Here is a 25,752-nt window from a genome sequence, read left to right as displayed (position 1 = left end):
CGAGTCTGCTCGTCGGCAGTGTTCACGCAGGTAGGCGGGGGTTGTCCGGGATCGATCCGGTCCCCGGTCTGCTTTACACTGGACGACGCGCGCGACGATGCAAGCAGCCGTTACAAACCCCAGCTAGACGGGTTACTTAGCACAACCTTAGTTGGTTGGGTCTGCGGTCTGACTTATCGTTTGCTCTTACGCCGAACGCACCCAGTTCGGCACAACCACCTGTTCGAGGTCCGGTGAAACCGGGCCAAGAGTAGCGGGTGAAACCCCGCGCAGAGGTAAGGGAGAAGTAAGCATCCCGTTACCTCTGAGCACCCCAACTACGTCAACGCCGCAAACCACCACCGTCGCTGGTTTCGGATCGTACGGACGCAGTCTTGACGGAGGCGAAACGACGAAGGGCCCACGCTCAGCTTGCTGGGTGGCCGACATCGACAGCCGACTTTCTTGAAGGCAGAGGCATGACGCAACTTCCTGGCCACAGGTCACCCGGAGTCACCGGGCTCTACGATCCGGCATTCGAACACGACGCCTGCGGCGTCGCGTTCGTTGCCGACATGCATGGACGACGCAGTCGAGACATCGTCGACAAGGCCATCACGGCCCTCCTGAACCTGGAGCACCGCGGTGCTGCGGGTGCCGAGCCGAACTCCGGCGACGGCGCGGGCGTCCTGCTGCAGCTCCCGGACAAGTTCTTCCGTGCGATCCTCGCCGAAGAAGGTGCCGCTTTCGAGTTGCCCCCGGAAGGCTCCTACGCCTCCGGTATCGCCTTCCTGCCGCAGGCCCGCCGCGAAGCCGCGCGGGCCGCCTACGGCGTCGAGAAGATCGTCACCGAAGAGGGCCTGGCCGTGCTCGGCTGGCGCGAGGTGCCGATCGACGAGTCCTCGCTCGGCGCGCTGGCCCGCGATGCCATGCCGACCTTCCGGCAGATCTTCATCGGCTCGCCGAAGAACTCCGCCGAGCAGCTCTCGGGCATGGACCTGGAGCGTCGCGCCTACGTGATCCGCAAGCGGATCGAGCACGAGCTCGGCAAGGCAGGCCCCGGCGAGGGCACCGTCGGCAAGGAATCGGTGTACTTCCCGAGCCTGTCCGGCCAGACCTTCATCTACAAGGGTATGTTCACCACGCCCCAGCTGCGTGCGTTCTACCTGGACCTGCAGGACGAGCGCGTCGAGTCGGCCATCGGCATCGTGCACTCGCGCTTCTCCACCAACACCTTCCCCTCGTGGCCGCTGGCGCACCCGTTCCGCCGGGTCGCCCACAACGGTGAGATCAACACCGTCACCGGTAACGAGAACTGGATGCGCGCCCGTGAGGCGCTGCTGCGCAGCGACGTGTTCGGCAAGGACGAAGCGGGCAAGGACCGGCTGCAGAAGATCTTCCCCGTCTGCACCCCCGGCGCCTCCGACACCGCGCGTTTCGACGAGGTGCTCGAACTGCTGCACCTGGGCGGTCGCGAACTGCACCACGCCATCATGATGATGATTCCCGAGGCGTGGGAGCGTAACGAGAACCTCGACCCCGACCGGCGCGCGTTCTACGAGTACCACTCGATGCTGATGGAGCCGTGGGACGGCCCGGCGGCGGTGTGCTTCTCCGACGGCACCAAGATCGGCGCCGTGCTCGACCGCAACGGTCTGCGCCCCGGCCGCATCTGGGTCACCGAGGACGGCCTCGTCGTGCTCGCCTCCGAGGTCGGCGTGCTCGACATCGACCCCGCCACCGTGGTCCAGAAGATCCGCCTGCAGCCGGGCAAGATGTTCCTGGTCGACACCGAGAAGGGCCGCATCGTCACCGACGAAGAGGTCAAGTCGGAGCTGGCCGCGGCGCAGCCGTACCAGCAGTGGCTCGACGAAGGCGTCAGCCGCCTGGCCGACCTGCCCGACCGCCCGCACGTGCACATGTCGCACGACCGCGTGCTGATCCGTCAGCAGATCTTCGGTTACACCACCGAGGACCTGAACCTGCTGATCACGCCGATGGCCAAGACCGGCGGCGAGGCACTGGGCTCGATGGGTACCGATACGCCGATCGCGGTGCTGTCGAACCGGTCGCGTCTGCTGTTCGACTACTTCTCGCAGCTGTTCGCGCAGGTTACCAACCCGCCGCTCGACGCGATCCGCGAGAAGGTCGTCACCAGCCTCAAGCGCAACCTCGGCCCCGAGGCCGATCTGCTGCATCCGGGCCCCGACTCCTGTCGCATGATCGCGCTCGAACAGCCCATTCTGGACAACGACGAGCTGGCCAAGCTCGTTCATATCAACGACGACGGCAGCCAGCCGGGCCTGCGCTCGGTGGTCGTGCGCGGTCTGTACCCGGTCGCCGAGGGCGGCGAGGGTCTGCGCCGGGCGCTGGAAGCCATCAACACCCAGGTCTCGGCCGCCATCGACGGTGGTGCGCGCATCATCGTGCTGTCGGACCGTGAGTCCAACGAGAAGCTGGCGCCGATTCCTTCGCTGCTGCTCACCTCGTCGGTGCACCACCATCTGGTGCGCGAGCGGACCCGCACCATGGTCGGCCTGGTCGTGGAGGCCGGTGACGCCCGCGAGGTGCACCACATGGCCCTGCTGATCGGTTTCGGCGCCGCCGCGATCAACCCGTACATGGCCTTCGAGACCATCGAGGACATGCTCGAGCGCGGCTCGCTGCAGATTCCGGGCAGCACCGGCGATCTGGGCGCCGACTTCCGCAAGGCCGTCGCGAACTACTGCACCGCGGCCAGCAACGGCGTGCTCAAGGTGATGTCGAAGATGGGCATCTCCACCCTGGCCTCCTACAACGGCGCCCAGCTGTACCAGGTCATCGGCCTGGCCCAGGACCTGGTCGACGAGTACTTCACCGGCCTGCGCTCCCCGCTGGGCGGCATCGGTCTCGACGAGATCGCCGAAGAGGTGGCCATCCGCCACCGCGTCGCGTTCCTGGAGAACCGCAACGAGCGCGCGCACCGCGAGCTCGAGGTCGGCGGCGAGTACCAGTGGCGTCGTGAGGGCGAGTACCACCTGTTCAACCCGGACACGGTGTTCAAGCTCCAGCACGCGACCCGCACCGGCCAGTACTCGATCTTCAAGGAGTACACCAAGCTGGTCGACGATCAGTCCGAGCGCTTGGCCGCGCTGCGTGGTCTGTTCAAGTTCAAGTCGAACCAGCGCGCGTCGATCTCCATCGACGAGGTCGAGCCCGCGAGCGAGATCGTGAAGCGTTTCTCGACCGGTGCGATGAGCTACGGCTCCATCTCCGCCGAGGCGCACGAGGCACTCGCCATCGCGATGAACCGCATCGGCGCCCGCTCGAACTCCGGTGAGGGCGGCGAGAGCCCCGCTCGCTTCGAGGTCGAGGAGAACGGCGACTGGCGTCGTTCGGCGATCAAGCAGGTCGCGTCGGGTCGCTTCGGCGTCACCGCGCACTACCTGACCAACGCCACCGACATCCAGATCAAGATGGCCCAGGGCGCCAAGCCGGGCGAGGGCGGCCAGCTGCCCGCGCACAAGGTGTACCCGTGGGTCGCCGAGGTGCGTCACTCCACGCCGGGCGTCGGCCTGATCTCGCCGCCGCCGCACCACGACATCTACTCGATCGAGGATCTGGCGCAGCTGATCCACGATCTGAAGAACGCGAACCCGCAGGCTCGGATTCACGTGAAACTTGTCGCGGAGCCGGGTGTCGGCACCGTCGCCACCGGTGTATCCAAGGCACACGCCGACGTCGTGCTCATCTCGGGCCACGACGGCGGCACCGGCGCGTCGCCGCTGACCTCGCTCAAGCACGCGGGTGGACCCTGGGAGCTCGGCCTGGCCGAGACCCAGCAGACCCTGCTGCTCAACGGCCTGCGTGACCGCATCGTCGTCCAGGTCGACGGTCAGATGAAGACCGGCCGCGACGTGATGATCGCCGCCCTGCTCGGCGCCGAGGAGTTCGGTTTCGCGACCGCGCCCCTGGTGGTCTCGGGTTGCGTCATGATGCGCGTGTGTCACCTCGACACCTGTCCGGTCGGCATCGCCACCCAGAACCCGGTGCTGCGCGAGCGCTTCACCGGCAAGCCGGAATTCGTCGAGAACTTCATGATGTTCATCGCCGAGGAGGTGCGTGAGCTGCTCGCCGAGCTGGGCTTCCGCACGCTCGACGAGGCCGTCGGCCGGGTCGACCTGCTCGACACCGCCAAGGCCAAGCAGCACTACAAGGCCGCCAAGCTGGACCTGTCGCCGATCCTGGACATGCCGGAAACGGCGTTCATGAACCAGAACACCCGGTGCACCGGTACCCAGGACCACGGTCTGGACAAGGCGCTGGACAACGAGCTGATCGCGCAGAGCGCTCCCGCGCTCGAGCGTGGCCAGGCGGTCAAGATCGAAACCAAGATCACCAACGTGAACCGCACGGTCGGCACCATGCTCGGCCACGAGGTGACCAAGCTCTACGGTGGCGCGGGCCTGCCCGACGACACCATCGACATCACCTTCACCGGTTCGGCGGGCAACAGCTTCGGCGCGTTCGTCCCGGCCGGCATCACGCTGCGGGTCTTCGGTGACGCCAACGACTACGTCGGCAAGGGTCTGTCGGGTGGCCGCATCGTGGTCCGCCCGTCGGCTTCGGCTCCGGAAGCCTTCGTCGCCGAAGACAACATCATCGCGGGCAACGTGATCATGTTCGGCGCCACCAGCGGTCGCATCCTGATCAACGGTGTCGCGGGCGAGCGCTTCGGCGTGCGTAACTCCGGCGCCACCGCGGTCGTCGAGGGTGTGGGCGACCACGCGCTCGAGTACATGACCGGTGGCCGCGTGGTCATCCTCGGTGACACCGGCCGCAACCTCGGTGCCGGTATGTCCGGTGGTGTCGCCTACTTCTACGACCCCGAGGGCAAGCTGCCCGGCCGGGTCAACCCGGATCAGGTCGACGCGATCGAGCAGCTCTCCGGTGACGACTTCACCTGGCTGCGCGACATCATCGCGATCCACCGCGACGAAACGGGATCGGCTGTGGCCGAACGCATCCTGAGCGACTGGTCCCAGCAGGTGAACCACTTCGTGAAGGTCATGCCCCGCGAATACAAGAAGGTTCTGCTCGCCATCTCCGAGGCCGAGAAGGCCGGCAAGGATGTCGACACCGCGATCATGGAGGCGGCTCGTGGCTGACCCACAGGGATTTTTGAAGCACACCTCGAGGGAAACCCCGGCCCGTCGTCCGGTCGAGCTGCGTCTGCTCGACTGGAAAGAGGTCTACGAGGAGAAGAAGTTCTCCCAGGACACCTTGAAGACCCAGGCCAGCCGCTGCATGGACTGCGGTATCCCCTTCTGTCACAACGGCTGTCCGCTCGGGAACCTGATTCCCGAATGGAACGACCTGGTCTACAAGGGTGCGTGGCGCGAAGGCATCGATCGCCTGCACGCCACCAACAACTTCCCGGAGTTCACCGGCCGCCTGTGCCCGGCTCCGTGTGAGGCGTCCTGCGTGCTCGGCATCAACCAGGAGCCGGTCACGATCAAGCAGGTCGAGGTCGAGCTCATCGAGAACGCCTTCGACGAGGGCTGGGTCACCCCGGTGTACCCGACCCGTCTCACCGGCAAGAAGATCGCCGTCGTCGGCTCGGGCCCGGCCGGTCTGGCCGCCGCCCAGCAGCTCACTCGCGCCGGTCACACCGTGACCGTGTTCGAGCGTGACGACCGCATCGGCGGCCTGATGCGCTACGGCATCCCGGAATTCAAGATGGAGAAGTCGGTCATCGACCGTCGTCTGGCCCAGATGGAAGCCGAAGGCACCATCTTCAAGGCGGGCGTCAACGTGGGTGTCGACATCACCGCCGAGCAGCTGCGTGAGCGTTTCGACGCGATCGTGCTGGCCGGTGGCGCCACCATCGCCCGCGATCTGCCGATCCCGGGCCGCGAGCTCGACGGCATCCACCAGGCGATGGAGTTCCTGCCGCTGTCCAACCGGGTGCAGCTCGGTGACGACATCGCCGACGAGGACGGCCTGCCGCCGATCCACGCCAAGGGCAAGAAGGTCATCATCATCGGCGGTGGCGACACCGGCGCCGACTGCCTCGGCACCTCGCACCGTCACGGCGCCGAGTCGGTGCACCAGTTCGAGATCATGCCGCGTCCCCCCGAGGAGCGCGCGGGCTCGACCCCGTGGCCGACCTACCCGCTGATGTACCGGGTCGCCTCGGCACACGAAGAGGGCGGCGAACGTCTGTTCTCGGTGAACACCGAGCGTTTCGTCGGCAAGGACGGCAAGGTCACCGGTCTCGACGCGCACGAGGTCAAGATGGTCAACGGTCGTTTCGAAAAGGTCGAGGGCACCGACTTCACCCTCGAAGCCGACCTGGTCCTGCTGGCCATGGGCTTCGTCGGTCCCCAGAAGCCGGGCCTGCTCACCGATCTCGGTGTCGGCTACGACGGTCGCGGCAACGTCCAGCGCGACAAGAGCTGGGCCACCAACATCCCCGGCGTCTTCGTGGCCGGTGACATGGGCCGTGGCCAGTCGCTGATCGTCTGGGCCATCGCCGAGGGCCGCGCTGCCGCGTCGGCCGTCGACAAGTTCCTCGAGGGCGAGACCGCGCTGCCCGCGCCGATCCCCCCGACGGCTGTCGCCCAGCGCTAGCCGCTGAACCAGCAAGGCGCCCGCAGGCTTTCGAGCCCGCGGGCGTCTTTTTTTGTCATTCCCCCCACACGAGGCAGGTGTCCCGGCGAATCCGGGCGCCTTGCCGGATACCTGCGGGTTTGCGGGGAATGTGCGTAGGGGGGTGAACGTGGAAGGGGTGCAAGGGGTTCGGTAGGCGAGCAAACGACGTGGCTGATCTTCCCTGCAGCACATAGACTTTCCGTGTCGAGGTGTACGGGAGATCCGAGGGGGAGCTGTGCCGTTGCCGCCGGAAGCGTTGGCGAACCTTCGCCGCGCCGCAGAGCGTGGTGACGGTACCGCCATGCACAATCTCGCTCACTTCTACCACGACCACAGCGATTTCGAAGCCGCCGAGTACTGGTTCCGGCGCGCCGCTGCCGCGGGGCACACGCGCTCGATGAACAACCTGGCCGTGTTACTCGACCAGTTCGGTGAACTCGACGAGGCCGAGTCCTGGTACCGCCGTGCGGCTGCCGCGGGCAATGCCAACGCCATGTTCAATCTGGCCACCATGCTCTACCAGTGCGGTGACCGCCGGGACGCCGAAACCTGGTACCACCACGCCGCGATGGCGGGCCATGTCGACGCCATGTACAACCTCGCGCGCCTCTTCGAGGATCAGGACCGCCTCGACGACGCCGAAGCCTGGTTCGGCGAGGCCGCCGACCACGGCGACATCGACGCCGTGAACAACCTCGGCATCCTGCTGTGCCACCGTGGCGCCACCACCGAGGCCCGTCGCTGCTTCCGTCGCGCGGCCGATCTCGGCCACCCCCGAGCCATGGCCAACCTCGCCGCCCTGCTGGAATCCCAAGGCGCCCACCGCGAAGCGGAAACCTGGTACCGCCGCGCCGCCGGCTGATCGCACACTTCGAGCACATCGTTGGGGGACCGGTGTGCGGGTAGGTCGGCGAGGTCTGCGAAGACACAATTTTCGATGTTTACGCGAAGATCGCTGGCGGATGGAATAGGCGAGTGATCACCGGTTATAGCGGTCCGCAGCGAATGGGCGCCGAAGTTACTCAAAAGTATTGATACCGAGCGGTTTTCCAGCAACCATCAGCAAACATATTGTGCGGCAGCAATTTTCCGGCGTTCGAGATGCGAGGAATAGCGGAGGGGTATAACGTCTCGTCTCGATCAATAGTCGATGACGGTTCGGGGGCTCGGTGAATTCTCTTGATGGGTGTCTGAAACGCATCATGGATATTCCCGGGGCGCGCAGTGTGACGCTGGTGGACGGGGCGAGCGGGTTGGCCGTCGCCGGCGCGGGCGAGCGCCGAGGCGTCGACGAGCACGAGGACGCGGCGGGGACCACCGATGTGGTGCGGGCCGCGCTCGCGTGTCCGGCCCTGGGGAGCTCCGACGACGACCTCACCGAGATCGTGGTGTGCCGGACCAGGGGATTTCACCTCCTCCATCTGGTCGACGGCGATTTCGACGGCAGGTTGTTCATGCATGTCGTCTTCGACGGCGACACCGGCAATCTCGGGATGGCCCGCTATCAGCTCAGGTCGGCACTGGAAGAATTGACGGGCGGGGATCGATGAGTGTCGCGCTCGCCGATGAATTGCATCGGCTCGGCGAAGAAGGCTCGACCGGAGTATTGCGCGCAGGCGACGGCGAATTCCACTTGGTGCGTGGAACTATCGCCTCGGTCGGCTGCGGGCGAACCATCGGCCTCGACAGATTGGTAGTCGAAGCGGGCGTAGCAACGGCGGAGGATTGGCGTCGCGCCGGTGCGGGCGACCCGGGTCCGCTGCTGGACCAGCCACAACTGGAAACCCTCGCGCTGCTGTCGGTGTTCGACGCCGCCTATTTTTTGCTGGCCTCCGCGGGTGAGCCGGAATTCCGTCCGACCACCGAACACTGGCTGGCGCCCGTCTGCCACATCGCACCCCGCGCGCTTGTTCACGAATGCGAACGCCGCACCGACAACGAGTACGGCCCGTGGACCGCCGACCTCGTCACCCTGGTTCCGGTGGTCCCGGCCCGCCGGATCAAGCGGAACCAGGTGGTACTCACCGGAAGTCAGGCCGAAGTCCTCGCCGCCGCCGACACCCGCCGCAGCATCGCCGACATCGCCCGCGACCTGGGCCGCACCACCTACGGCTGCCTCGTCGCGGTCCGCGATCTGACCACAGCGGGCCTGATCGAAGCGCCGGAACCCGTCTCGATCGAACAACCACAGCGCGGGCGCCACCTCGCCCTCGCACCGGACCCGGCCGACCACCGGAGCTCGACTCGGTCGCCAACAACCGTGCCCACGCTGCCCCGACGTGTTCCGGGCAGCGCGGGACCGACCCGCCCCCAGCAGGAGACGGGTGCACGACAGGGCAGGCACGCGATCGACGAGGAAGCGACCGCGACCGCCCGACACCGCGGAAAACCGGCCGGCGCAGCGGAACCCGAACGCTGGCAGCAGGTCGACCGCGAAACACTCATCCGGCTCAGGGCGGCGTTGGAGGAGCTTGCGTGACCGTGCGGAAGAAGCTGCTCGGTGAATGGAGGGGAAGGTTGACCAAGGTGGCGATGACCACGCCCGAACCCAGGGTGCCCGAACACACAGCGCCCCAGAACTACCCGGCTGTGCAGGCCGAACTGCAGTCATTGCGCGAACGGCTACCTCAGCTCACCGGGTCGCTGGTGGCCTCCAGCGACGGGCTGCTCATCGAGCACGACCTCCCCGCCCATCTCGAACCCGCCGGCCTGGCCGCGCTGTCGGCCGCGCAGTTGTCGCTGTCGTACCGGCTGGCGAACACCGCGCACGGCGGCGGGTTCAGCGAGGTCGTCGTGCACGGCACCGAGGGGCAGGTGGTGATCTACGCCGCCGGGCGCACCTCGCTGACCGTGCTCGCCGGACCCGAAGTGAATGTCGGCCGGCTCCACCTGGAGTCGCGACCGGTAGCTCGCGCGATCGCCGGCCATCTGGCGGCGGCGCACAACGATTGAAAGGCACAACATGTCGAATATGGATCTGGCTCTGAAGGACATGATGGTGATCGAGGGTGCGATCGGCGCCGCGATCGTCGACTACAGCAGTGGCATGGCCCTCGGAATGCTCAGCAGCACCAAGTCGCTCGACCTGCAGGTCGCCGCTGCGGGCAACACCGAGGTGGTGCGGGCAAAGATGCGCACCATCGAGCAGCTCGGCCTCAACGAGGAGATCGAGGACATCCTCATCACCCTGGGCACGCAGTACCACCTGATCCGCCCGATGACGGGGCGCAAGTCCAAAGGGCTGTTCCTCTACCTCGCCCTCGATCGCGGCCGGGCCAATCTGGCGCTGGCGCGGCACAAGCTCAAGGGCATCGAAGAAGACCTGGAGGTGTGAGTTTCGTGAACGGGGGGCGTGTCGGCGGTGACGTGCCGCCGGCATCCCATCACTCCGGTGCGTGGCCCTGCTCGATCCGCCGGTGTTTCCGGCCATAAAATCGAGAGGTCGTGTGGCACGGGATGGCTCGTACGCCTATTGTGATTCGCGGCGAGGTCTGGGGCCACAACGTCAGTATTCGGGGTTTGCTCTCACATCGACGAGCAAGGGTGAACTGGAGCGGTATGCAGTTGAAGAAGGTTGTCGCGGCTCTGGGAGCGTCCGCGGCGATGATGTCCGGAATTGTTGTCGGCAGCACGAGCGCGAGCGCGGCGCCCGCCTGCCCGAGTCTTTATGTCGTCGCCATTCCCGGCACCTGGGAAACCGGCCACGAGAAGGCCCCCGGCCCCGGCATGCTCGCCGGCGTCACCAACGGCCTACCGAGAAACACCGACGTCGACTACGTCACCTACGCCGCGACCGCGTTCCCCTGGGAGGGCGATGTCTACGGCAACTCCAAGAAGCAGGCGGTCGACGCCGCCCGCGGGCTGATCAGCGAGAAGCTGGCCTCCTGCGGCAACACCAAGGCCGCGATCGTCGGCTACAGCCAGGGTGCCGACGCCGCAGGCGATCTGGCCGCCGAGATCGGCACGGGCATCAGCCCGATCCCGCAGGACCGGGTCGCCGCTGTCGGCCTCATCTCCGATCCCCGTCGTTCGCCGACCGATATCCAGGTCGGCCCGCACGCCGCGGGCGCCGGTGCCGGTGGCGCTCGGCCGGGTGGTTTCGGTTGGCTGAGCGACCGCACCCGCACGATCTGCGCGGTCGACGATCTGTACTGCGCGACCGCTACCGACGACTTCGTGACGCGGTTCGCCGGCTTCCTCGCCCAGAGCTCGGACGCGAACCCGGCCAACCTGTGGCGCTACCAGCTCGAGGCCGGGGCGATCGTGAGCGACCTCATGTCGTTCGGCGGCATCCCGACGCTGGGGGCGCAGCTGACGGACGCGGCCAACCAGAAGCGGGCCAAGGACCTGGAGCAGTTCTACCGCTCGCAGGCGCACACGCTGTACGGCAGCTACTCGGTGGGTGGCGGGCAGACCGCTATCACCTGGATGCACAACTGGATCGCTCAGCAGGCCTGAGTCGTTCGCGCAGAGCCCGGTATCGCTTCGGCGGTGCCGGGCTCTTTCGTATGTCCGCGACCGCGGATCAGGGTGTGGTTCGCGACAGGGCCCTGGGGAGCAGGTTCCAGACGTGGCCGTTTTCGTTGATGGTTGCCGCGGTGCGGGTGCCGGTGCGGGAGTAGAGGATTCGGGTGATCGAGCAGTAGTCGATCGGGAAGGTGAGGGGGCGGGGGAGGGCGAGGATGTCGGCCAGGAGGACGTTGATGACGCCGCCGTGGGCGAAGGCTACGACGGTGTCGCCGGGAGCTGTGGTGGCGACCAGGGTTTCGACGGCGGTGAGGACTCGCGTGGTGAAGGCGGGGCCGTCGATCTGGTCGGGGAGGTGGCCCGCCTTGATGCGGGCGTAGGCGTCGGCGAATTCGGTTTTCGCGTCTTCGATCGGGATGTAGGCGGGCAGGTCGCGGTCGTATTCGGCGAGGTCGTCGATGACGTCGACCGGTAGGTCGCGGGCGGTCGCGGTGGGGAGCGCGGTGTCGCGGGCGCGGCGCTGCGGGCTGCTGACGATGCGAACGATGTCGTGGGGTGCGAGCGCGGCGGGGACGCGTTCGGCTTGGAGCTTGCCGATGTCGGTGAGGCCGGGGTCGGCGGCGATGGTGTCGCCGACTACGCGTTCGGGTTGGGCATGACGCACGAGTATCAGCTGCACGATCAACACTCTGCCCTATCCGCCGGGGACCAGGGCTGCGGGTCGATCTCCTCGCGGCCGGCGATGTCATCCCGTGGCGGAGAGCCCTTGGCGAACGGGTGGTCGTTCGAGGACTCGCGGGGAACCCTCGTCATCGACCGAGGGTGTCGCCGCGAGTCCTCCGGTCAGGTCAGGACTGGCCGTAGGGCGGCTGGCCGTAGGGGGGCTGACCACCCTGCGGGCCGTTGTACGGCGGCTGACCACCGTTGTACGGCGGCTGGTCGCCCTTCTTCTTGTTCTTGAGCAGGAAGATGCCGCCGACGATGAGCACCACGATGATCAGGCAGCAGATGCCGCCGATGATCAGGCCGGAGCTGTTTTTCTTTTTCTTCTTGGCCGCGAGTTCCATCGCGGTGTTGACTGCGTCCGAACTCGCCAGGGTGTCGAAGCTGCTGGTGAGCATGTGCGGATCGACGAGTGCGGCTGTGGTCAGCAAGTCCAGATACATGAAATCCCATCCCGATGTGTTGGTGGCCCGACATCCTCCCGGTGCCGGAACTCCGAGAGTAACGGTCTCACTGTGGCTTTCGGTTAGAAAGCCTCGCAAGCGCCACACAGAGCATGTGTTGATCGCGAACGCGTCGCGATCCGTATACACCTGTACCCGATTTCACCGTGGTTTCACCAAGGGGAAGGGCAGCGTCTCACGGATGCTGCGTCCGGTGATCAGCATGACCACCCGGTCGACGCCCATCCCGAGTCCGCCGGTGGGCGGCATCGCGTGTTCGAGCGCGGTCAGGAAGTCCTCGTCGAGTTCCATCGCCTCGGGATCGCCACCGGCGGCCAGCATCGACTGCTCGGTGAGCCTGCGCCGCTGGTCCACCGGGTCGGTGAGTTCGCTGTAGGCCGTGCCCAGCTCGACGCCCCAGGCCACCAGATCCCAGCGCTCGGCCACCCCCTCGATGCTGCGGTGCGAGCGGGTGAGCGGGGAGACCGAGGTGGGGAAGTCCAGGTAGAAGGTGGGGTAGGTGGTCTGCGATTCCACCAGGTGCTCGTACATCTCCAGCACCACTTGGCCCGCGTCCCAACCGTGTTGGTAGGCCACGCCCGCTTCGTCGCACAGCTCGCGCAGCCGGGCCAGCTCGGTACGCGCGGTCACCTCGGTGCCGATCGCCTCGGAGACCGCGCCGTGCACGGTCTTCACCCGCCACTCGCCGGAGATGTCGACAGTGTCGAAGCCGCCGTCGTCGTTGGGCCGCAACGCCACCTCGGCACCGTTGGCGGCCATCGCCGCATGCTGGATCAGCCTGCGGCACAGGTGCATCATCTGCTGATAATCGCTGTGCGCCTCATAGGCTTCCAGGATCGTGAACTCGGGATTGTGGCTGAAGTCGACGCCTTCGTTGCGGAAGGTGCGGCCGATCTCGAACACCTTCTCCATGCCACCGACGCACAGCCGCTTGAGGTAGAGCTCGGGGGCGATGCGCAGGTACAGGTCGAGGTCGTAGGCGTTGATGTGGGTGCGGAACGGAGTGGCGTTGGCGCCGCCGTGCACCTGTTGCAGGATCGGCGTCTCCACCTCGAGAAAGCCCCAGACATGGAGCGAATCGCGCAGCGAGTGCAGGACCGCGCTGCGCTTGGCCATCACCTCGCGGGCCTCGGGGTTGATCGCCATGTCCACATAGCGCTGCCGGACCTTGGCTTCCTGATCGGCCAGCCCACGCCACTTGTCAGGCAGCGGATGCAGGCATTTGCCGTTCATCCGCCAGTCCTGCGCGAGCAGTGACAGCTCACCGTTGCGGCTGGCGCCGATCTGCCCGCTCACCTCGATGAGATCGCCCAGGTCGAAGAATTCGGTGAACTCGTCGCTGCGATCGGCGCCCACCCGTTCGCGATCGATCACCAGCTGGATCTCCCCGGTCCAATCGCGGACCAGCGCGAAGATCACGCCGCCGTAGTCGCGAATTCGCAAGAGCCTGCCCGCGATACGCACGGTGGTGCCCTTGGGGCAGCGTCTGGCCTCGGCGATGTCGTGGGTCGGCGGGTAGGCGACCGGATAGGCATCGATGCCCGAAGCGGTGAGCCGGTCGAGTTTGTCCAGGCGCACCCGCACCTGTTCGGGCCTGCGTGGCCCCTGTTCGGCGTCGGCGCCCTCCGGTGCGTCCGGTGCGCTGCCGTCGGCGTGCAGGCCGGTGACCGTCGCGGGGACCGCGGCCTTCGTGCCGGTGTGCACGCCCGCGTCGGGCGCCTTGCCGATGCGCGGCAGGAACCCTTCGGCCAGCCCGCTCGCCGTGGCCACCCGCGGCAACTGCCTGCGTTCCTCGAACAGGAAGAACCGTGGCACCCAGCGCGGGTGATATTTCACGTTCGACCGGTACAGCGCCTCGAGCTGCCACCAGCGCGAGAAGAACAGCAGCACCCCGCGCCAGGCCCGCAGGATCGGACCGGCGCCGATCCGGCCGCCTTCTTCGAACACCGATCGGAACACCGCGAAGTTCAGCGACACCTTGGTGATGCCGTACTGGTCGGAGTTCAGGGCGAGCTGCGAGATCATCAGCTCCATCACGCCGTTCGGGCTCTGCGGGTCGCGCCGCATCAGTTCCAGCGAGACGCCGGTGCGCCCCCACGGGACCAGCGAGAGCATGCCGTGCACGCGGTCGTCGTGGTCCACCGCTTCGACCAGCAGGCAGTCGCCGTCGAGTGGGTCGCCGAGGCGGCCCAGCGCCATCGAGAAGCCGCGCTCGGTCTCGGTATCGCGCCAGGCGTCCGCCCGCGCGACGATCTCGGCGAACTCGGCGGCGGGGATATCGCGGTGCCTGCGGATCCGCACCTCGAGGCCGTTCTTGCGCAACCGGTTCGCGGCCTGACGCACCTGCTTCATCTCCGGGCCCGCCAGCGAGAACGTGCGGGTGTCGAGGATCGCCTCGTCACCCAGCCGCAGCGCCGACAGGCCCGCCTTGCGGTACGCGGTGGCGCCGAGTTCGCCGGCGCCCATCACCGCCGGCTGCCAGCCGAACCGGTCGGCCTGCTCGAGCCACGCCTGAATCGCCTGTGGCCACGCCTGTTTCGGGCCGATCGGATCACCGCTGGCCAGGCACACACCCAGCTCGACGCGATAGGTGATCGCCGCCTTGCCGTTCGGCGCGAACACCACCGCCTTGTCGCGACGGGTCGCGAAGTAGCCGAGTGAGTCCTCGACATCGCTGCTCGCGAGCAGGCCGCGGATCGCCGACTCGTCCAGCGCGGTCATCGCGTTGTCGGCGCGCTGCGAACGCAACAGCACGACCACCGCGGCCAGCAGCGCGAGCGCGCCGAACAGGCCGAGCAGGAAGTTCACCCAGGCCCGCGGATGCCCGTCGAAATGCTCGTTGTTCACCAGCACGGCGGCGGTGACTCGATACACCGCCCACAGCGGACGCTGCACACCCGCGGGCAACGAACCGGGGAACAGTTCGACCAGGCCCCAGCCGAGCAGGCAGCCGAGCGCGAGCCCGAACACCAGCACGCCCAGCGCCTTCCACAGCGCGCCGGGCCGAACCCGGGTGTAGAACTCCTTACGCGCGGCCAGCAGTATCGCGATGACCGCCATGTGCACGATGAAGGCGACCAGCGCGTCCACATCGTCGTCGGCGAAGAAGTCCAGGATGTTCGCTATCGCGTACAGCAGCAGGTACACGACCAGCAGCCACCAGGCGATCCGCTTGCGGGCCGCGGTCGCCCCGGCGAGCAGGCCGACGATCAACGCCCACACGAGGCTGGTGTCGGGGGCATCGAAATAGTAGGTGTCCACGTAGTGCCGCGGCACCTGCGTGAGGATTCGCAGGCTGGGCGAAACACTCCACAAGAACAGCAGCACCGCGAACACACCGAGGACCAATCCGGCGATGTGCGGTACCTCGGACAACTTGCCGTGCGCGCGATGGGGCACCGGCGTGCGGTCCTCGACGATGGGGTGCTGCTCGGCCTGCGTGGGAGTCACCGATCCAGTGTGCGTCCAATCGAGCCGGATCCGGGTGGCGGTGGCTGCGGCGTGTTCGTCACCGCCCGCAACGCCGGGGCCGGTGGCGACCGGTTTCGCGCGACCGGGTAAGTATTAGCGCATGTCGGAACCAGTTGATGTGCCGATCGATGACGTTGTCATCCGGCTCGGGCAATTCCTGAAACTGGCCAACCTGATCGATTCGGGTTCCGAGGCCAAGACGGTGATCGCGCAGGGCTTGGTGCGCGTCAACGACGAAGTGGAGCTACGCCGCGGCAGGCAACTGCAGATCGGCGACATCGTGATCCTCGCCGGAAACAAGGTACGGGTGTCCGAGGGCTGACCCTCGAACACCCGCGTCGCCCTCAGTCCTCGGCGCGAACGACCACGCCGTCGGAGTCGCTGTAGAGCATCTCGCCGGGCACGAAGGTGATGCCGCCGAACTCGACGGGCACGTCCTGCTCGCCGCTGCCGGTCTGGGTGCTCTTGCGCGGATTGGTGCCCAGCGCCTTCACCCCGATGTCGAGGGTGCGCAGGATCGCGGAGTCGCGCACGGCGCCGTTCACGATCACGCCCGCCCAGCCGTTGTCCACGCCACGGCCGGCGATGATGTCGCCCACCAGCGCGGTGTGCACGCTCGCGCCGCCGTCGACGACGAGCACCTTGCCCTCGCCCGGCCCGCTCAGCGTCTGCTTGACCAGCAGGTTGTCCTGGAAGCAGCGGATCGTGGTGATCCGGCCCGAGAATTCGGCGCGGCCGCCGAACTGGATGAACTGCGTATCGCAGCTACGGATCTCGGGGCCGATCTCGTCGGCCAGATCGGCGGTGGCCACAACATTCGCTGATTCGGTCATGGATCAGATTGTGTCAGGCCCGCTCGGCCGCGCCATTCGTAGGCTCTCAGACCTGCTCGCTGTGTGATTTCTCGATCTCGCGAATGAGCGCGTCGGTGGTGTGCTGAACCGCGATCTTCACGAACGGCTCGATCGTCTTGCTGAGCATCTTGCCCGTGATGCCGCCGCCGACGGAGAAATCGATGTCCGCGTCCACTGTGCACGCGATGTCACCCTTGGGGATGAACCTGAAGGTCGCGACGATCTCGATGCCCTTGATCGACTTGGTGGCGATCAAGCGGCCCTCTTCCCAGCCGACGACCTCGACACGCGAGGTCAGCGACGCGGGGCCCAGCTTCATCTTCCCGTCGAACGTCGCGCCGAGGCCGTCGGTCTGCGCGGTGAGGGGTGTGAAGGATTCGATGCCGTACCAGAACTTCGGCAGATTGCGGTAGTCGTTCATGAACGCGAACGCCGCTTCGGCGGGCGCGGCGCAATCTTCGGCAATCCTCACTTCGGTCATACCGGCCACTCTAATCGGTGGAATCGGCGTCGAACGGCACTCGGCGCCGAACGTGATCGAGGTGACTACCCGGTCACCGCCAGCGTCGCTGCCAGGCCGAATGCCACCGCCATCACCAGTACCTCGGTCGCCGCGTTGCGCAGGGAGACCTCGGCGGTGACGCGGTGGTCGGCGGCCTTGCGGACCCAGGATCGACGCCACCACCAGCCCAGCGCGACGAGCGCACACAGGATGATGAGCTTCGCCAGCAGAATCCGTCCGTAGCCGCTGGTCAGCAGCGAGGTGATGCCGCCGAGGCGGACCAGGCCGTTGATCAGGCCGGTGACCGCGACGACAACGACCAGGGGCGCGGCGAGCCGCGAGTAGTGCGGCAGCGTCGCGGCCCATTCGCCCCGGGTGCGCAGCACCAGGACCATCGCGAGCAGCAGGCCGAGCCACAAGGCGGCGGCGAGTGCGTGGACCGCGGCGAGGACCGAGCCGAACATCTGCTGGGACATGTGCCCGGTGATCGGCCGCAGCGACAGCGCGACCGCCGCGAACACGAGCACCAGATCCGCCGACGCGGTGTCGGGTCTGCGGAAGGCCAGTGCCGAGTAGCAGGCGATCGCGCCGGTGCAGAACAGGATCGCGATCCCGATCTGGCCGCCGCTGAGCCTGCCGAGGAAGGTGATGAAATCGCCCGCGTCGAGCTGGGTCACGGGCACGCCGACGATCTCGGCGGCCTCACACACCAGCACGGTGAACTCGGCGGCGAACCAGACACCGGCCAGCGCGGCCAGCGGTCGCCAGGTGACCGCCAGCCGGTCGTTGAGCCGGGGCAGCGCGGCGAGGCCGATCACGGCCGCCCCCACGCCATCGGCGAGCACGCGCGCGAACGCCACCCACGCGAACCCGCCGGAGCTGCGCAATATCCAGGCCAGCACCACCCCGAGCAGCGCGGCGACCACGACCGGCACCAGGACACGCCACTGCCGCAGCACGGCACCAGGCACCCGGCGACCGGTCGTCATCGTCGACTACTTCTTGCGGCCGGACCGGCCGCCGAGCAACGCCACCGCGAGGCCGGCGCCGAACAGCACCACGCCACCGGCGATGAACATCCACACGGGCACACCGCCGTCGCCGCCGTCTTCGGCCGTGTCCTCACCCGGACGGGCGCCCGGCGTGCCGGCGCCGGCCTTGCTCAGCGTGAAAGTCCTCGTGCCGCTCACGGGATGACCGTCGGCCGAGGTGACCCGGAACGCGATCGTGTACTCGCCGACCGGCCCCAGGTCACCCAGTTCCACACTCACACTGCGTCCTTCGACCAGCGCCTTGCCCTTCGACCACAGCCTGCCATCCGGCCCGACCACGGTCAGCGACGGAAAGTTCTGCTGCAGTTCCTCGTTGAAGGTGACGCTGGCCCGTGCCGGTCCGACCTCGACCGTCGAACCGTTCTCGGGCACGCTGCTCACCGCGCCGGAATGTGCACTCGCCGTGCCTGCCGCCGCGAAAGCGCAGGCGAACAGCACTGCGAGCAGGCCTACGAGCATCTTGCGCATCACGACGACCGCCGGGAGCGAAAGACGAGGCCGAGGCCGAGCGCGGCGGCGAACAGGCCGAGAGCCAGGCCGATGCCACCCATCCAGCGGGCGACATCGTCGGTCTCCGACTGGGTCGATTCGCCGGAGGCGACCTGGTGATCGCCGCCCTCGGCGCCGCCCTTCGCGGTCAGCGTGATCGTCGGCGCGGGGTGCTCGGGCTCGGCGCCGCCGGTGCTCGGCTGGTCCCAGGCCACGACCTTGCCGTCGCTGTAGGTCTGCTGGGTCGGGAAGTTCACAGTGTCCTGCGTCGGCAGCGGGCCGAGCGAGAGCACGAACCGCTGGAACTGGCCGGGTCCGATACCGGGATTACCCGGATCGGCGGACCACGCCACGGCGACCGTCTCGCCCTTGTCGTTGCGCTCGACCTTCGACGTCCAGCCCGGCATCGGCTCGGTCCGAACACTTTTCAGGTTCGGCACGGTGACGCGCAGCGCGGTGGTGGACGCGGTATCGGATTCGGTCGGCACCTTGAAGGTGGCGACGGTGTACTTGCCCTGGGCGGCGCCCGGAGCGTCGACGGTGACGTGCGCGGCCGCCGAACCGCAGGCAGCGAGGACCAGGCCCGCCGCGAGAGCGACGGTGCCGGTGCCGCGGGTGATGAAGTTGTGCATGGAATGCCTTGTCGTCCGAAGAATTCTGAGGTGGTCGCGAATCAGGCGAACAACGGCGGTGCGCGCGGACATCGCGCACCCCTCGGACGAGCCCCGCGCGCGACGGCGAGCGGGCCGAACCAGCGAACGGCCGGGTGGACAACAGCGAAGGGACTGCCGAGTACCGCCCGAATCACGCTCGACGCAACCAGATACAGCCGCTCGGCGACGAGAATCAGGGCGGCACAGGCACACGCTGCCACCAGGTGCGCGGCGATCATCGACAGGCTCGGCAGATGCAGTAGCCCGTGATGGTCGAGTGTCGCCGACAGCGCGAAGTGCCCGGCCCACTGACCACCGATCAACGCGGCGGCCGTGCGCATCGTCGCGGCCTGCGCGAATCGGGACGAGTGCCCGCGTGGCCCGGTGCCATGGGCGAACATCCCGGCCGCCAGCGAAACCAGCAGCAGCAGTGCGATTTCCGACGACCGTGGCACCCCGCCGCCGCCTGTCCCGTGGGCGGCCACCGCCAGCCCGCCCACGAGTACGCCGCAGCCACCACCGCGCAAGCGGGAGGTGAGCTGCGGCGTTGTCACGACAGAATCAGCGGACGCCGAGGCGGGCGAGCACGTCGTTCTCCAGCACGGACAGCTCGGCCGAGATCGACGCGTGCACGGCCTTGCGACGCGCGGCCGGCATCTGCTCGGCCGTGCGCACGGCCACGTTCAGATCGGCCATGCGCGAGCGGGCCGCTTCGACGAACTTCGTGGTGTCGGCATCGCCTGCCTTGTCGGCGGCGATCTTGTCGAGGGCTTCCTCGGTATTGGTGATGCGGGCCTGCAGGCGCGCACCGTGGCCGCTGAACTCGCTCAGCTGGTCCATGCCGATACCGAGCTGCTGGGCCTTGCGCGCGTCGAGCTGCCCGCGCACCATCGTCGCGCCGCGATAGGCCAGCGGGGCGAGTACGGGGATCAGCACCCGGGCCACGCCGATGTACTTGCGGATCTGGCTCGCGCTGAACAGTTCGCGATCGGCCTTCGCGGCCGCCTTCTGCGCGGCCTTCTCCTCGGCCTGCAGGGTCGCGATCTGTGCCTTGGCCACCTTGTCGGCCGTGCGTGCCTGAGCCTTGGCCGCGCGCCGGGTGACGCGCTCGCCCGCCTTGGCCGCCTTGCGCTCGTTCTTGGCGCTCAGCTTCGCCTCCACCGCGGCTTTGTGCTTGAGTGCTTTCGCCTCAGCGCGTCGGCTCGGCCGCCGCTTCCGCTTGCTGAACAACCCCATGGGATCAGGCCCTCCGTCATGCTCGCCAAGTCATGAGGCAGGACCGCCTGCGAGCGGCCTGCCGTTCTTCGTAGCGTAGTGGGATCAGGGTAGCGATTGGGCATTGTGTCGGGGGTAAGGCCCATACTGCTTGCGTGCGTGCAGCCGAGGACGACTTCGACGGCGGGCCGGTGCGTAGCCCGGTCCCCGCTTCCGCTGCGGATTTCCGCACCGCCTTCCTGGACGCGCGTTCACTGATCGGATGCAGGCATCGCCTGCGCCTCGATGCCGAGAATCCGGGCGTGCTCGCCGAGGTCCGCGAGGATCCGGGCGTGCAGCAGCGGCGCGACGCCGCCACCGCCCATCGCATCAAGGTCCGCGACGAACTGGTCGCGGCCGCCCCCGCCGACTGGGTGGTGATCGACCCGGACCTGCGTGGCGCCGCCAAGGCCGCGGCGACGATGGCCGCGATCGAGGCGGGCGCCCCGCGCATCTGGGGCGGGCTGCTGCCCCAGGAAGCCGATACCGGGCGACGCGGCGGTGTCGAGATCCTGCTGCGCGACGACGACCGTGGCGGCTATATCCCGATCATCGTGGTCAACCACAAGGTCACCGACCCGCGCAGGCCCGACCCGGCCGATTTCCACCCGCTGACCTCGGACCTGTTCCGCTGGCAGCCCCGCCGCGACAAACACGTGAAACTGCGCCCGCAGCCGCGCGACCAGCAGCGCCTCGCCCACCTGTACCGCATGTTGCAGCGCTACGGAATGGCCAGCCCCGCCCTGATCGGCGGCGCGATCGGCCTGGTCAGTGACCGCATCCTGGTGCACGATCTGACGAACGTGCTGGCCGATTACGACCAGCGCTACGCCGACCGGATCGCGGTGGTGCGCGGCGAACTGCCGACCCAACCGTCGAAGGTGCCCGAGTGCAGGCAGTGCCCGTGGTGGTTGCGCGGGCCCGACCCGCAGCAGTCAGGCACAGCTGAACCCAGTTGTGAGGCCACGCTGGCGCAGATGCGGGATGTGAGCCTGGTCGCGCCGGGTTCGCGGGCCGATGTGCTACGCCTGCACGGGATCGAAACGGTCGACGAACTGGCCGCCTGGGAGGGCGACGATCCCGACGACTGGCAGCACGGACCGTTCGCCGAAACCGTCGTCACTGCCCGCGCCTGGATCGACGGCGCCCCGCTGGTGCGCCGGTTCGAGCAGGTCAGCGTGCGTCGGGCCGATGTGGAGATCGACGTCGACCTGGAGAGTTACCAGGAAGACGGCGCCTACCTCTGGGGCACTCTGCTCGACGGCGTCTACCGCCCGTTCGTCACCTGGGATCCGCTGCCCACCGAGGACGAGGGCCGCTCGTTCGGTGAGTTCTGGACCTGGCTGATGGAGCGGCGCGCCGACGCCCACGCCCAGGGCAAAACATTTGCGGCCTACTGCTATTCGCGAACCGCCGAGGACAAGTGGCTCTACGAATCGGCCCGCCGGTTCGCCGGCCGCCCCGGCGTGCCGACCCACGAGGAAGTGCGCGCGTTCGTCGACTCCAAGGAATGGGTCGACATGTTCCAGGCCGTCACCGAGCAGTTCATCTGCCCGAACGGCAAGGGGCTCAAGAAGATCGCGCCGGTCGCCGGGTTCGGCTGGCGTGATCCGGAAGCGGGCGGCGAGGCATCGATGGGCTGGTACCGCCGTGCCGTCGGCTACGACGACGCCATCGACATGTCGCAGCGCACCCGGCTGTTCGTCTACAACGAAGACGATGTCCGCGCCACCCAGGTGCTGCGCGATTGGATGTCGACGCGGGCCGTAGACGAGGTTCCCTCACTGGCCGATTTCGGACGGTAATACCATCGGGGGTGTGACTGAGCAGCACGTCGAAACCCTCGAGTTCCAGGCCGAGACCCACCAGCTCCTCGAGCTGATGATCCACTCGGTCTACTCCAACAAAGACACCTTCCTGCGGGAGCTGATCTCGAACGCTTCCGATGCGCTGGACAAGCTCAAACTTGCCGCTTACCAGGACAAAGACCTGGGCGCAGACACCTCCGACCTGCACATCGAGCTGGAGGTCGACCAGGACAAGCGAGTCCTGACCGTCCGCGACAACGGCATCGGCATGTCCCGCGCCGAAGTGATCGACCTGATCGGTACCCTCGCCAAATCCGGCACCGCCGACCTGCGCCGCAAGCTCACCGAGGCCAAGTCCGACGCCGCCGCCGAGGAGCTGATCGGCCAGTTCGGTATCGGCTTCTACTCCACCTTCATGGTCGCCGACAAGGTCGTCCTCACCACCCGCAAGGCAGGCGAGACCGAAGGCACCCGCTGGGAAGCCGCCGCGGGCAGCTCCACCTACTCCATCGACACCGTCGCCGACGCACCGCAGGGCACCTCGGTGACCCTCGAGCTCAAACCCGCAGACGAAGACGATCACCTGTTCGATTACACGCAGGAATGGAAGCTGCGCGAGATCGTCCGCAAGTACTCCGACTTCATCGCCTGGCCGATCCGCATGCAGGTCGAGCGCACGGTGACCGAGGGCGAAGGCGAGGACAAGGTCGAGAAGACCATCGTCGAGGACCAGATCCTCAACTCGCAGAAGGCGTTGTGGACGCGGCCGCGCAGCGAGGTGAGCGACGAGGAGTACAAGGAGTTCTACCACCACGTCAGCCACGCCTGGGATGAGCCGCTCGAGATCATCCCGATGAAGGCCGAAGGCACCTTCGAATACCAAGCGCTGCTGTTCATTCCGTCGATCGCGCCGTTCGACCTGTTCACCCGTGAGCACAAGCGCGGTGTGCAGCTCTACGTGCGTCGCGTGTTCATCATGGACAACTGCGAAGAACTGATGCCGGAGTACCTGCGTTTCGTCAAGGGCGTCGTCGACGCCCAGGACCTCTCGCTCAATGTCTCCCGCGAGATCCTGCAGCAGGACCGCCAGATCCAGATGATCCGCAAGCGCCTGGTGAAGAAGGTTCTGTCCACGGTCAAGGACATGCAGGGCGCCGAGGATCAGACCAAGTACCAGACGTTCTGGGCGCAGTTCGGCCGAGTCCTCAAGGAGGGTTTGCTCTCCGATACCGACAACCGCGAAACCCTGCTCACCGTCTCGTCTTTCGCCTCCACCGCCTCCGAGTCCGAGCTCACCACGCTCGCGCAGTACGTGGAGCGGATGAAGGACGGGCAGGACTCGATCTACTACATGACCGGTGAAAGCCGTGCGCAGGTGGAGAATTCGCCGCACCTGGAAGCCTTCACGGCCAAGGGCCGCGAGGTGCTGATCCTCACCGATCCGGTCGACGAGATGTGGGTCGGTTCGGTACCGGAATTCCAGGGCAAGACGTTCCAGTCCATCGCCAAGGGCGAAGTCGACCTGGAAACCGAGGACGAGAAGAAGGAAACCGAAGCCCTGCGCGAACAGCAGGACAAGGACTTCGGTGACCTGCTCACCTGGCTCGGCAGCACGCTGACCGACGTCGCCAAGGAAGTCCGCCTCACCAACCGTCTCACCACCTCGCCCGCCTGCCTGGTCGGTGACGTCTACGACTTCACCCCCATGCTCGAGCGCATGTACCGCGCCTCGGGCCAGGCCCTGCCGGAGTCCAAGCGCATCCTCGAGCTCAACCCGACCCACCCCCTGGTGACGGGCCTGCGCGATGCCTACGACGCCCGCAAGTCCGACGCGGACGAGGGCAAGGTCCCCGAACTCGCCGAAACCGCCGAGCTCCTCTACGGCACGGCGGTTCTCGCCGAGGGCGGCGAACTCAAAGACCCCGCCCGCTTCGCCCAGCTGCTGACCGAACGCCTGACCCGCACCGTCTGATCTGCGAAAATCCTGAACTGCCCGCTGCCGTTTCGGTGGCGGGCAGTTTTGTTCACCGGCAATTCTGGTGCTGAGCGGGCACATCAGGGTCACCATGGAGTGATGGTGGGGCACGAGATTCGTCGCGCAAGACCCGACGACTACGACAGCATCATCGGCGTGGTCGACAACTGGTGGGGGAGAGCGGCAGTTCACAACCTTCCCCGCATGTTCCTCGACCACTTCCATCGCACCAGCCTGATCGCCTCCGACGACAACGGAATCTCCGGTTTCCTGGTGGGTTTCGGCTCACCCTCCGACCCCTACACCGCCTACATCCACTTCGTCGCCGTCCGCCCGGACGCCCGCAAGGCAGGCCTGGGCAGAACCCTCTACGAAGCGTTCTTCACCATCGCCCGCTCCGACAACCGCACCACCGTCACCGCGATAACCTCGCCCGCCAATTACACCTCGATCGACTTCCACCGCAGCCTCGGTTTCGCGGTCGCCGGTCCCGTCCCGGACTACAACGGCCCCGGCCGTGCCTTGATCACCTTCTCCCGCCCGGTATGAATGTTGTTATGTCAGAACAGTTGTCCTCCGATGTTCGTCCGTGGGACCTCGTCGCCGAGGGATACGCAGAGACCGGTGCGACCGTGCTCGCGCCCTTCGCCGCGCACGCACTCGAATACGTCACTCTCAGCTCGGAATCGGAGATCGTCGACGTCGCGGCGGGTACCGGGTTGCTGAGCATCGCCGCGGCCGAGCTCGGCGCCCGGGTGCAGGCCATCGATCTCTCGCCGTCGATGATCGACCAGCTGGTCGCGGCGGCCGCCGACCACCCCACGATCACCGCGCAGGTCGGCGACGGACAGGCCCTGCCCTACGAAGACAACCGATTCGACGCGGGCTTCTCCCTGTTCGGGCTGATGTTCTTCCCCGACCGGCCCGCGGGCTTCGCCGAGCTGTGCCGGGTCCTGCGTCCCGGCGGCACCGCGGTGGTCGCCGCCTGGGCGCCCGCGGCCGAATCCTCCCTGATGCGAGCGTTGTTCGGCGCGCTGACCGCGGCGGACCCGACGGCCACACTCCCGCAGCCGGATTCGCGCAGCCTCCAGAATCCCAGAGTGTTCGACGCGGAGATGCGCGCGGCGGGCCTGCTCGACGTGCAGATCCAGCAGCACACCGCCGAACTCCGCTACCCGGACGCCGCCGCCTTGTGGGAATCGGTGTCCCGCAGCAGCGCGCCGCTGGCTGTCGTGAGAGACGAAGTGGGCGAGCAGGAATGGCAGCGCCGCAGCGAAGCGGCCATCGCCCACCTCACCGTCACCTACCGCCCGAACACCCCGCTGCGCACCACCGCCCTCTTCGGCATCGGCACCGCACCCTGAGACGCCGACGGCGCCCTGCCCGGGGTGGGCAGAGCGCCGTGTGGGTGTGCCGTGACCAGCCCGG

23 protein-coding genes are annotated in these 25,752 nt (G+C 67.3%); 13 read left to right on the top strand and 10 right to left on the bottom strand.

From position 1 onward, the window contains the following. The first annotated feature begins 458 nt into the window (after positions 1-458). The 8 genes from gltB to ACFULV_RS05475 all read left to right on the top strand — a co-directional run bounded on the left by gltB (position 459) and on the right by ACFULV_RS05475 (position 11,070). Positions 459-5,126: a glutamate synthase large subunit gene (gene gltB, locus ACFULV_RS05510; RefSeq protein WP_378637770.1), complete on the top strand. Its 4,668-nt coding sequence runs from the start codon at positions 459-461 to the stop codon at positions 5,124-5,126. Continuing rightward, the gene (locus ACFULV_RS05505; RefSeq protein ID WP_378637773.1) at positions 5,119-6,591 is read left to right on the top strand and encodes a glutamate synthase subunit beta; all 1,473 of its coding nucleotides are present in this window, start codon (positions 5,119-5,121) and stop codon (positions 6,589-6,591) included. Before gltB ends, ACFULV_RS05505 begins: the two co-directional genes overlap by 8 nt. Positions 6,592-6,913: 322 nt before the next feature. After that, on the top strand, positions 6,914-7,474 hold the full coding sequence (locus ACFULV_RS05500; RefSeq protein WP_378637775.1) for a tetratricopeptide repeat protein: 561 nt from the start codon (positions 6,914-6,916) through the stop codon (positions 7,472-7,474). Positions 7,475-7,814: 340 nt separating this feature from the next. After that, complete coding sequence (locus ACFULV_RS05495; protein WP_378637778.1) at positions 7,815-8,162, top strand: hypothetical protein; 348 nt, start codon at positions 7,815-7,817, stop codon at positions 8,160-8,162. Then, complete coding sequence (locus ACFULV_RS05490; protein WP_378653463.1) at positions 8,159-9,091, top strand: hypothetical protein; 933 nt, start codon at positions 8,159-8,161, stop codon at positions 9,089-9,091. Before ACFULV_RS05495 ends, ACFULV_RS05490 begins: the two co-directional genes overlap by 4 nt. Further along, entirely contained in the window at positions 9,088-9,564 is a 477-nt protein-coding gene (locus ACFULV_RS05485) for a roadblock/LC7 domain-containing protein (RefSeq protein ID WP_378637783.1), read from the top strand. Before ACFULV_RS05490 ends, ACFULV_RS05485 begins: the two co-directional genes overlap by 4 nt. A 10-nt stretch (positions 9,565-9,574) precedes the next feature. Next, positions 9,575-9,946: a hypothetical protein gene (locus ACFULV_RS05480; protein ID WP_378653460.1), complete on the top strand. Its 372-nt coding sequence runs from the start codon at positions 9,575-9,577 to the stop codon at positions 9,944-9,946. A gap of 224 nt (positions 9,947-10,170) precedes the next feature. Continuing rightward, complete coding sequence (locus ACFULV_RS05475; protein WP_378637789.1) at positions 10,171-11,070, top strand: cutinase family protein; 900 nt, start codon at positions 10,171-10,173, stop codon at positions 11,068-11,070. Between the two features lie 67 nt (positions 11,071-11,137). Here ACFULV_RS05475 and ACFULV_RS05470 read toward each other — a convergent pair whose 3' ends face one another. The 3 genes from ACFULV_RS05470 to lysX all read right to left on the bottom strand — a co-directional run bounded on the left by ACFULV_RS05470 (position 11,138) and on the right by lysX (position 15,686). Next, positions 11,138-11,758: a histidine phosphatase family protein gene (locus tag ACFULV_RS05470; protein ID WP_378653457.1), complete on the bottom strand. Its 621-nt coding sequence runs from the start codon at positions 11,756-11,758 to the stop codon at positions 11,138-11,140. A 169-nt stretch (positions 11,759-11,927) separates the two neighbouring features. After that, on the bottom strand, positions 11,928-12,245 hold the full coding sequence (locus ACFULV_RS05465) for a hypothetical protein (RefSeq protein WP_378653455.1): 318 nt from the start codon (positions 12,243-12,245) through the stop codon (positions 11,928-11,930). A 162-nt stretch (positions 12,246-12,407) separates the two neighbouring features. Next, the gene (gene lysX / locus ACFULV_RS05460; protein WP_378653991.1) at positions 12,408-15,686 is read right to left on the bottom strand and encodes a bifunctional lysylphosphatidylglycerol synthetase/lysine--tRNA ligase LysX; all 3,279 of its coding nucleotides are present in this window, start codon (positions 15,684-15,686) and stop codon (positions 12,408-12,410) included. Between the two features lie 151 nt (positions 15,687-15,837). Between lysX and ACFULV_RS05455 the strand changes: the two genes are divergently transcribed. Continuing rightward, positions 15,838-16,059 (top strand): RNA-binding S4 domain-containing protein, encoded by a 222-nt coding sequence (locus ACFULV_RS05455; RefSeq protein WP_378637798.1) that lies wholly within the window; start codon positions 15,838-15,840, stop codon positions 16,057-16,059. A 22-nt stretch (positions 16,060-16,081) separates the two neighbouring features. On the opposite strand, the gene rraA is transcribed toward ACFULV_RS05455, so the two are convergent. The 7 genes from rraA to ACFULV_RS05420 all read right to left on the bottom strand — a co-directional run bounded on the left by rraA (position 16,082) and on the right by ACFULV_RS05420 (position 20,523). Beyond that, positions 16,082-16,570 (bottom strand): ribonuclease E activity regulator RraA, encoded by a 489-nt coding sequence (rraA, locus tag ACFULV_RS05450; protein ID WP_378637800.1) that lies wholly within the window; start codon positions 16,568-16,570, stop codon positions 16,082-16,084. Positions 16,571-16,616: 46 nt separating this feature from the next. Then, positions 16,617-17,072, bottom strand: coding sequence for an SRPBCC family protein (locus ACFULV_RS05445; RefSeq protein ID WP_378637803.1), 456 nt, complete (start codon positions 17,070-17,072; stop codon positions 16,617-16,619). A gap of 65 nt (positions 17,073-17,137) precedes the next feature. After that, the gene (locus ACFULV_RS05440) at positions 17,138-18,082 is read right to left on the bottom strand and encodes a CopD family protein (protein ID WP_378653453.1); all 945 of its coding nucleotides are present in this window, start codon (positions 18,080-18,082) and stop codon (positions 17,138-17,140) included. A 6-nt stretch (positions 18,083-18,088) separates the two neighbouring features. Further along, positions 18,089-18,613: a copper resistance protein CopC gene (locus ACFULV_RS05435; RefSeq protein WP_378653451.1), complete on the bottom strand. Its 525-nt coding sequence runs from the start codon at positions 18,611-18,613 to the stop codon at positions 18,089-18,091. Then, positions 18,613-19,266: a YcnI family protein gene (locus ACFULV_RS05430; RefSeq protein ID WP_378653450.1), complete on the bottom strand. Its 654-nt coding sequence runs from the start codon at positions 19,264-19,266 to the stop codon at positions 18,613-18,615. The genes ACFULV_RS05435 and ACFULV_RS05430 overlap by 1 nt, the downstream gene beginning before the upstream one ends. A 41-nt stretch (positions 19,267-19,307) precedes the next feature. Beyond that, a complete protein-coding gene (locus ACFULV_RS05425; protein WP_378653447.1) occupies positions 19,308-19,841 on the bottom strand; it encodes a hypothetical protein in 534 nt (177 codons plus the stop codon). A 7-nt stretch (positions 19,842-19,848) separates the two neighbouring features. Further along, positions 19,849-20,523 carry a DUF6474 family protein gene (locus ACFULV_RS05420; protein ID WP_378653445.1) on the bottom strand — a complete coding sequence of 225 codons (675 nt, stop codon included), beginning with the start codon at positions 20,521-20,523 and terminating at the stop codon, positions 19,849-19,851. A 170-nt stretch (positions 20,524-20,693) separates the two neighbouring features. Here ACFULV_RS05420 and ACFULV_RS05415 point away from each other — a divergent pair, with 170 nt between their 5' ends. The 4 genes from ACFULV_RS05415 to ACFULV_RS05400 all read left to right on the top strand — a co-directional run bounded on the left by ACFULV_RS05415 (position 20,694) and on the right by ACFULV_RS05400 (position 25,688). After that, positions 20,694-22,346 carry a TM0106 family RecB-like putative nuclease gene (locus ACFULV_RS05415; RefSeq protein WP_378653989.1) on the top strand — a complete coding sequence of 551 codons (1,653 nt, stop codon included), beginning with the start codon at positions 20,694-20,696 and terminating at the stop codon, positions 22,344-22,346. A 13-nt stretch (positions 22,347-22,359) separates the two neighbouring features. Further along, positions 22,360-24,321, top strand: a complete 1,962-nt coding sequence (htpG, locus tag ACFULV_RS05410) for a molecular chaperone HtpG (protein WP_378653443.1) — start codon at positions 22,360-22,362, stop codon at positions 24,319-24,321. Positions 24,322-24,423: 102 nt separating this feature from the next. Then, a complete protein-coding gene (locus ACFULV_RS05405) occupies positions 24,424-24,873 on the top strand; it encodes a GNAT family N-acetyltransferase (protein WP_378637822.1) in 450 nt (149 codons plus the stop codon). A gap of 8 nt (positions 24,874-24,881) precedes the next feature. Continuing rightward, complete coding sequence (locus tag ACFULV_RS05400) at positions 24,882-25,688, top strand: class I SAM-dependent methyltransferase (protein ID WP_378653441.1); 807 nt, start codon at positions 24,882-24,884, stop codon at positions 25,686-25,688. Positions 25,689-25,752: the final 64 nt, after the last annotated feature.

Origin of the sequence: Nocardia sp. NPDC057272, from assembly GCF_042668615.1 — a bacterium.
In the GTDB taxonomy this organism is placed as follows: domain Bacteria; phylum Actinomycetota; class Actinomycetes; order Mycobacteriales; family Mycobacteriaceae; genus Nocardia.
Note: the sequence above shows the minus strand (reverse complement) of the source record. Positions and strands in the feature narration are given on the sequence as shown.

Coding starts and splice junctions, on each gene's coding strand:
- ACFULV_RS05455 (WP_378637798.1), top strand. CDS start 15,838: ATGTCGGAACCAGTTGATGTGCCGATCGATGACGTTGTCATCCGGCTC.
- gltB (WP_378637770.1), top strand. CDS start 459: ATGACGCAACTTCCTGGCCACAGGTCACCCGGAGTCACCGGGCTCTAC.
- ACFULV_RS05440 (WP_378653453.1), bottom strand. CDS start 18,082: ATGACGACCGGTCGCCGGGTGCCTGGTGCCGTGCTGCGGCAGTGGCGT.
- ACFULV_RS05475 (WP_378637789.1), top strand. CDS start 10,171: ATGCAGTTGAAGAAGGTTGTCGCGGCTCTGGGAGCGTCCGCGGCGATG.
- ACFULV_RS05420 (WP_378653445.1), bottom strand. CDS start 20,523: ATGGGGTTGTTCAGCAAGCGGAAGCGGCGGCCGAGCCGACGCGCTGAG.
- ACFULV_RS05500 (WP_378637775.1), top strand. CDS start 6,914: ATGCACAATCTCGCTCACTTCTACCACGACCACAGCGATTTCGAAGCC.
- ACFULV_RS05405 (WP_378637822.1), top strand. CDS start 24,424: ATGGTGGGGCACGAGATTCGTCGCGCAAGACCCGACGACTACGACAGC.
- ACFULV_RS05480 (WP_378653460.1), top strand. CDS start 9,575: ATGTCGAATATGGATCTGGCTCTGAAGGACATGATGGTGATCGAGGGT.
- ACFULV_RS05465 (WP_378653455.1), bottom strand. CDS start 12,245: ATGTATCTGGACTTGCTGACCACAGCCGCACTCGTCGATCCGCACATG.
- rraA (WP_378637800.1), bottom strand. CDS start 16,570: ATGACCGAATCAGCGAATGTTGTGGCCACCGCCGATCTGGCCGACGAG.
- ACFULV_RS05445 (WP_378637803.1), bottom strand. CDS start 17,072: ATGACCGAAGTGAGGATTGCCGAAGATTGCGCCGCGCCCGCCGAAGCG.
- ACFULV_RS05435 (WP_378653451.1), bottom strand. CDS start 18,613: ATGCGCAAGATGCTCGTAGGCCTGCTCGCAGTGCTGTTCGCCTGCGCT.
- ACFULV_RS05430 (WP_378653450.1), bottom strand. CDS start 19,266: ATGCACAACTTCATCACCCGCGGCACCGGCACCGTCGCTCTCGCGGCG.
- ACFULV_RS05490 (WP_378653463.1), top strand. CDS start 8,159: ATGAGTGTCGCGCTCGCCGATGAATTGCATCGGCTCGGCGAAGAAGGC.
- ACFULV_RS05400 (WP_378653441.1), top strand. CDS start 24,882: ATGTCAGAACAGTTGTCCTCCGATGTTCGTCCGTGGGACCTCGTCGCC.
- ACFULV_RS05495 (WP_378637778.1), top strand. CDS start 7,815: ATGGATATTCCCGGGGCGCGCAGTGTGACGCTGGTGGACGGGGCGAGC.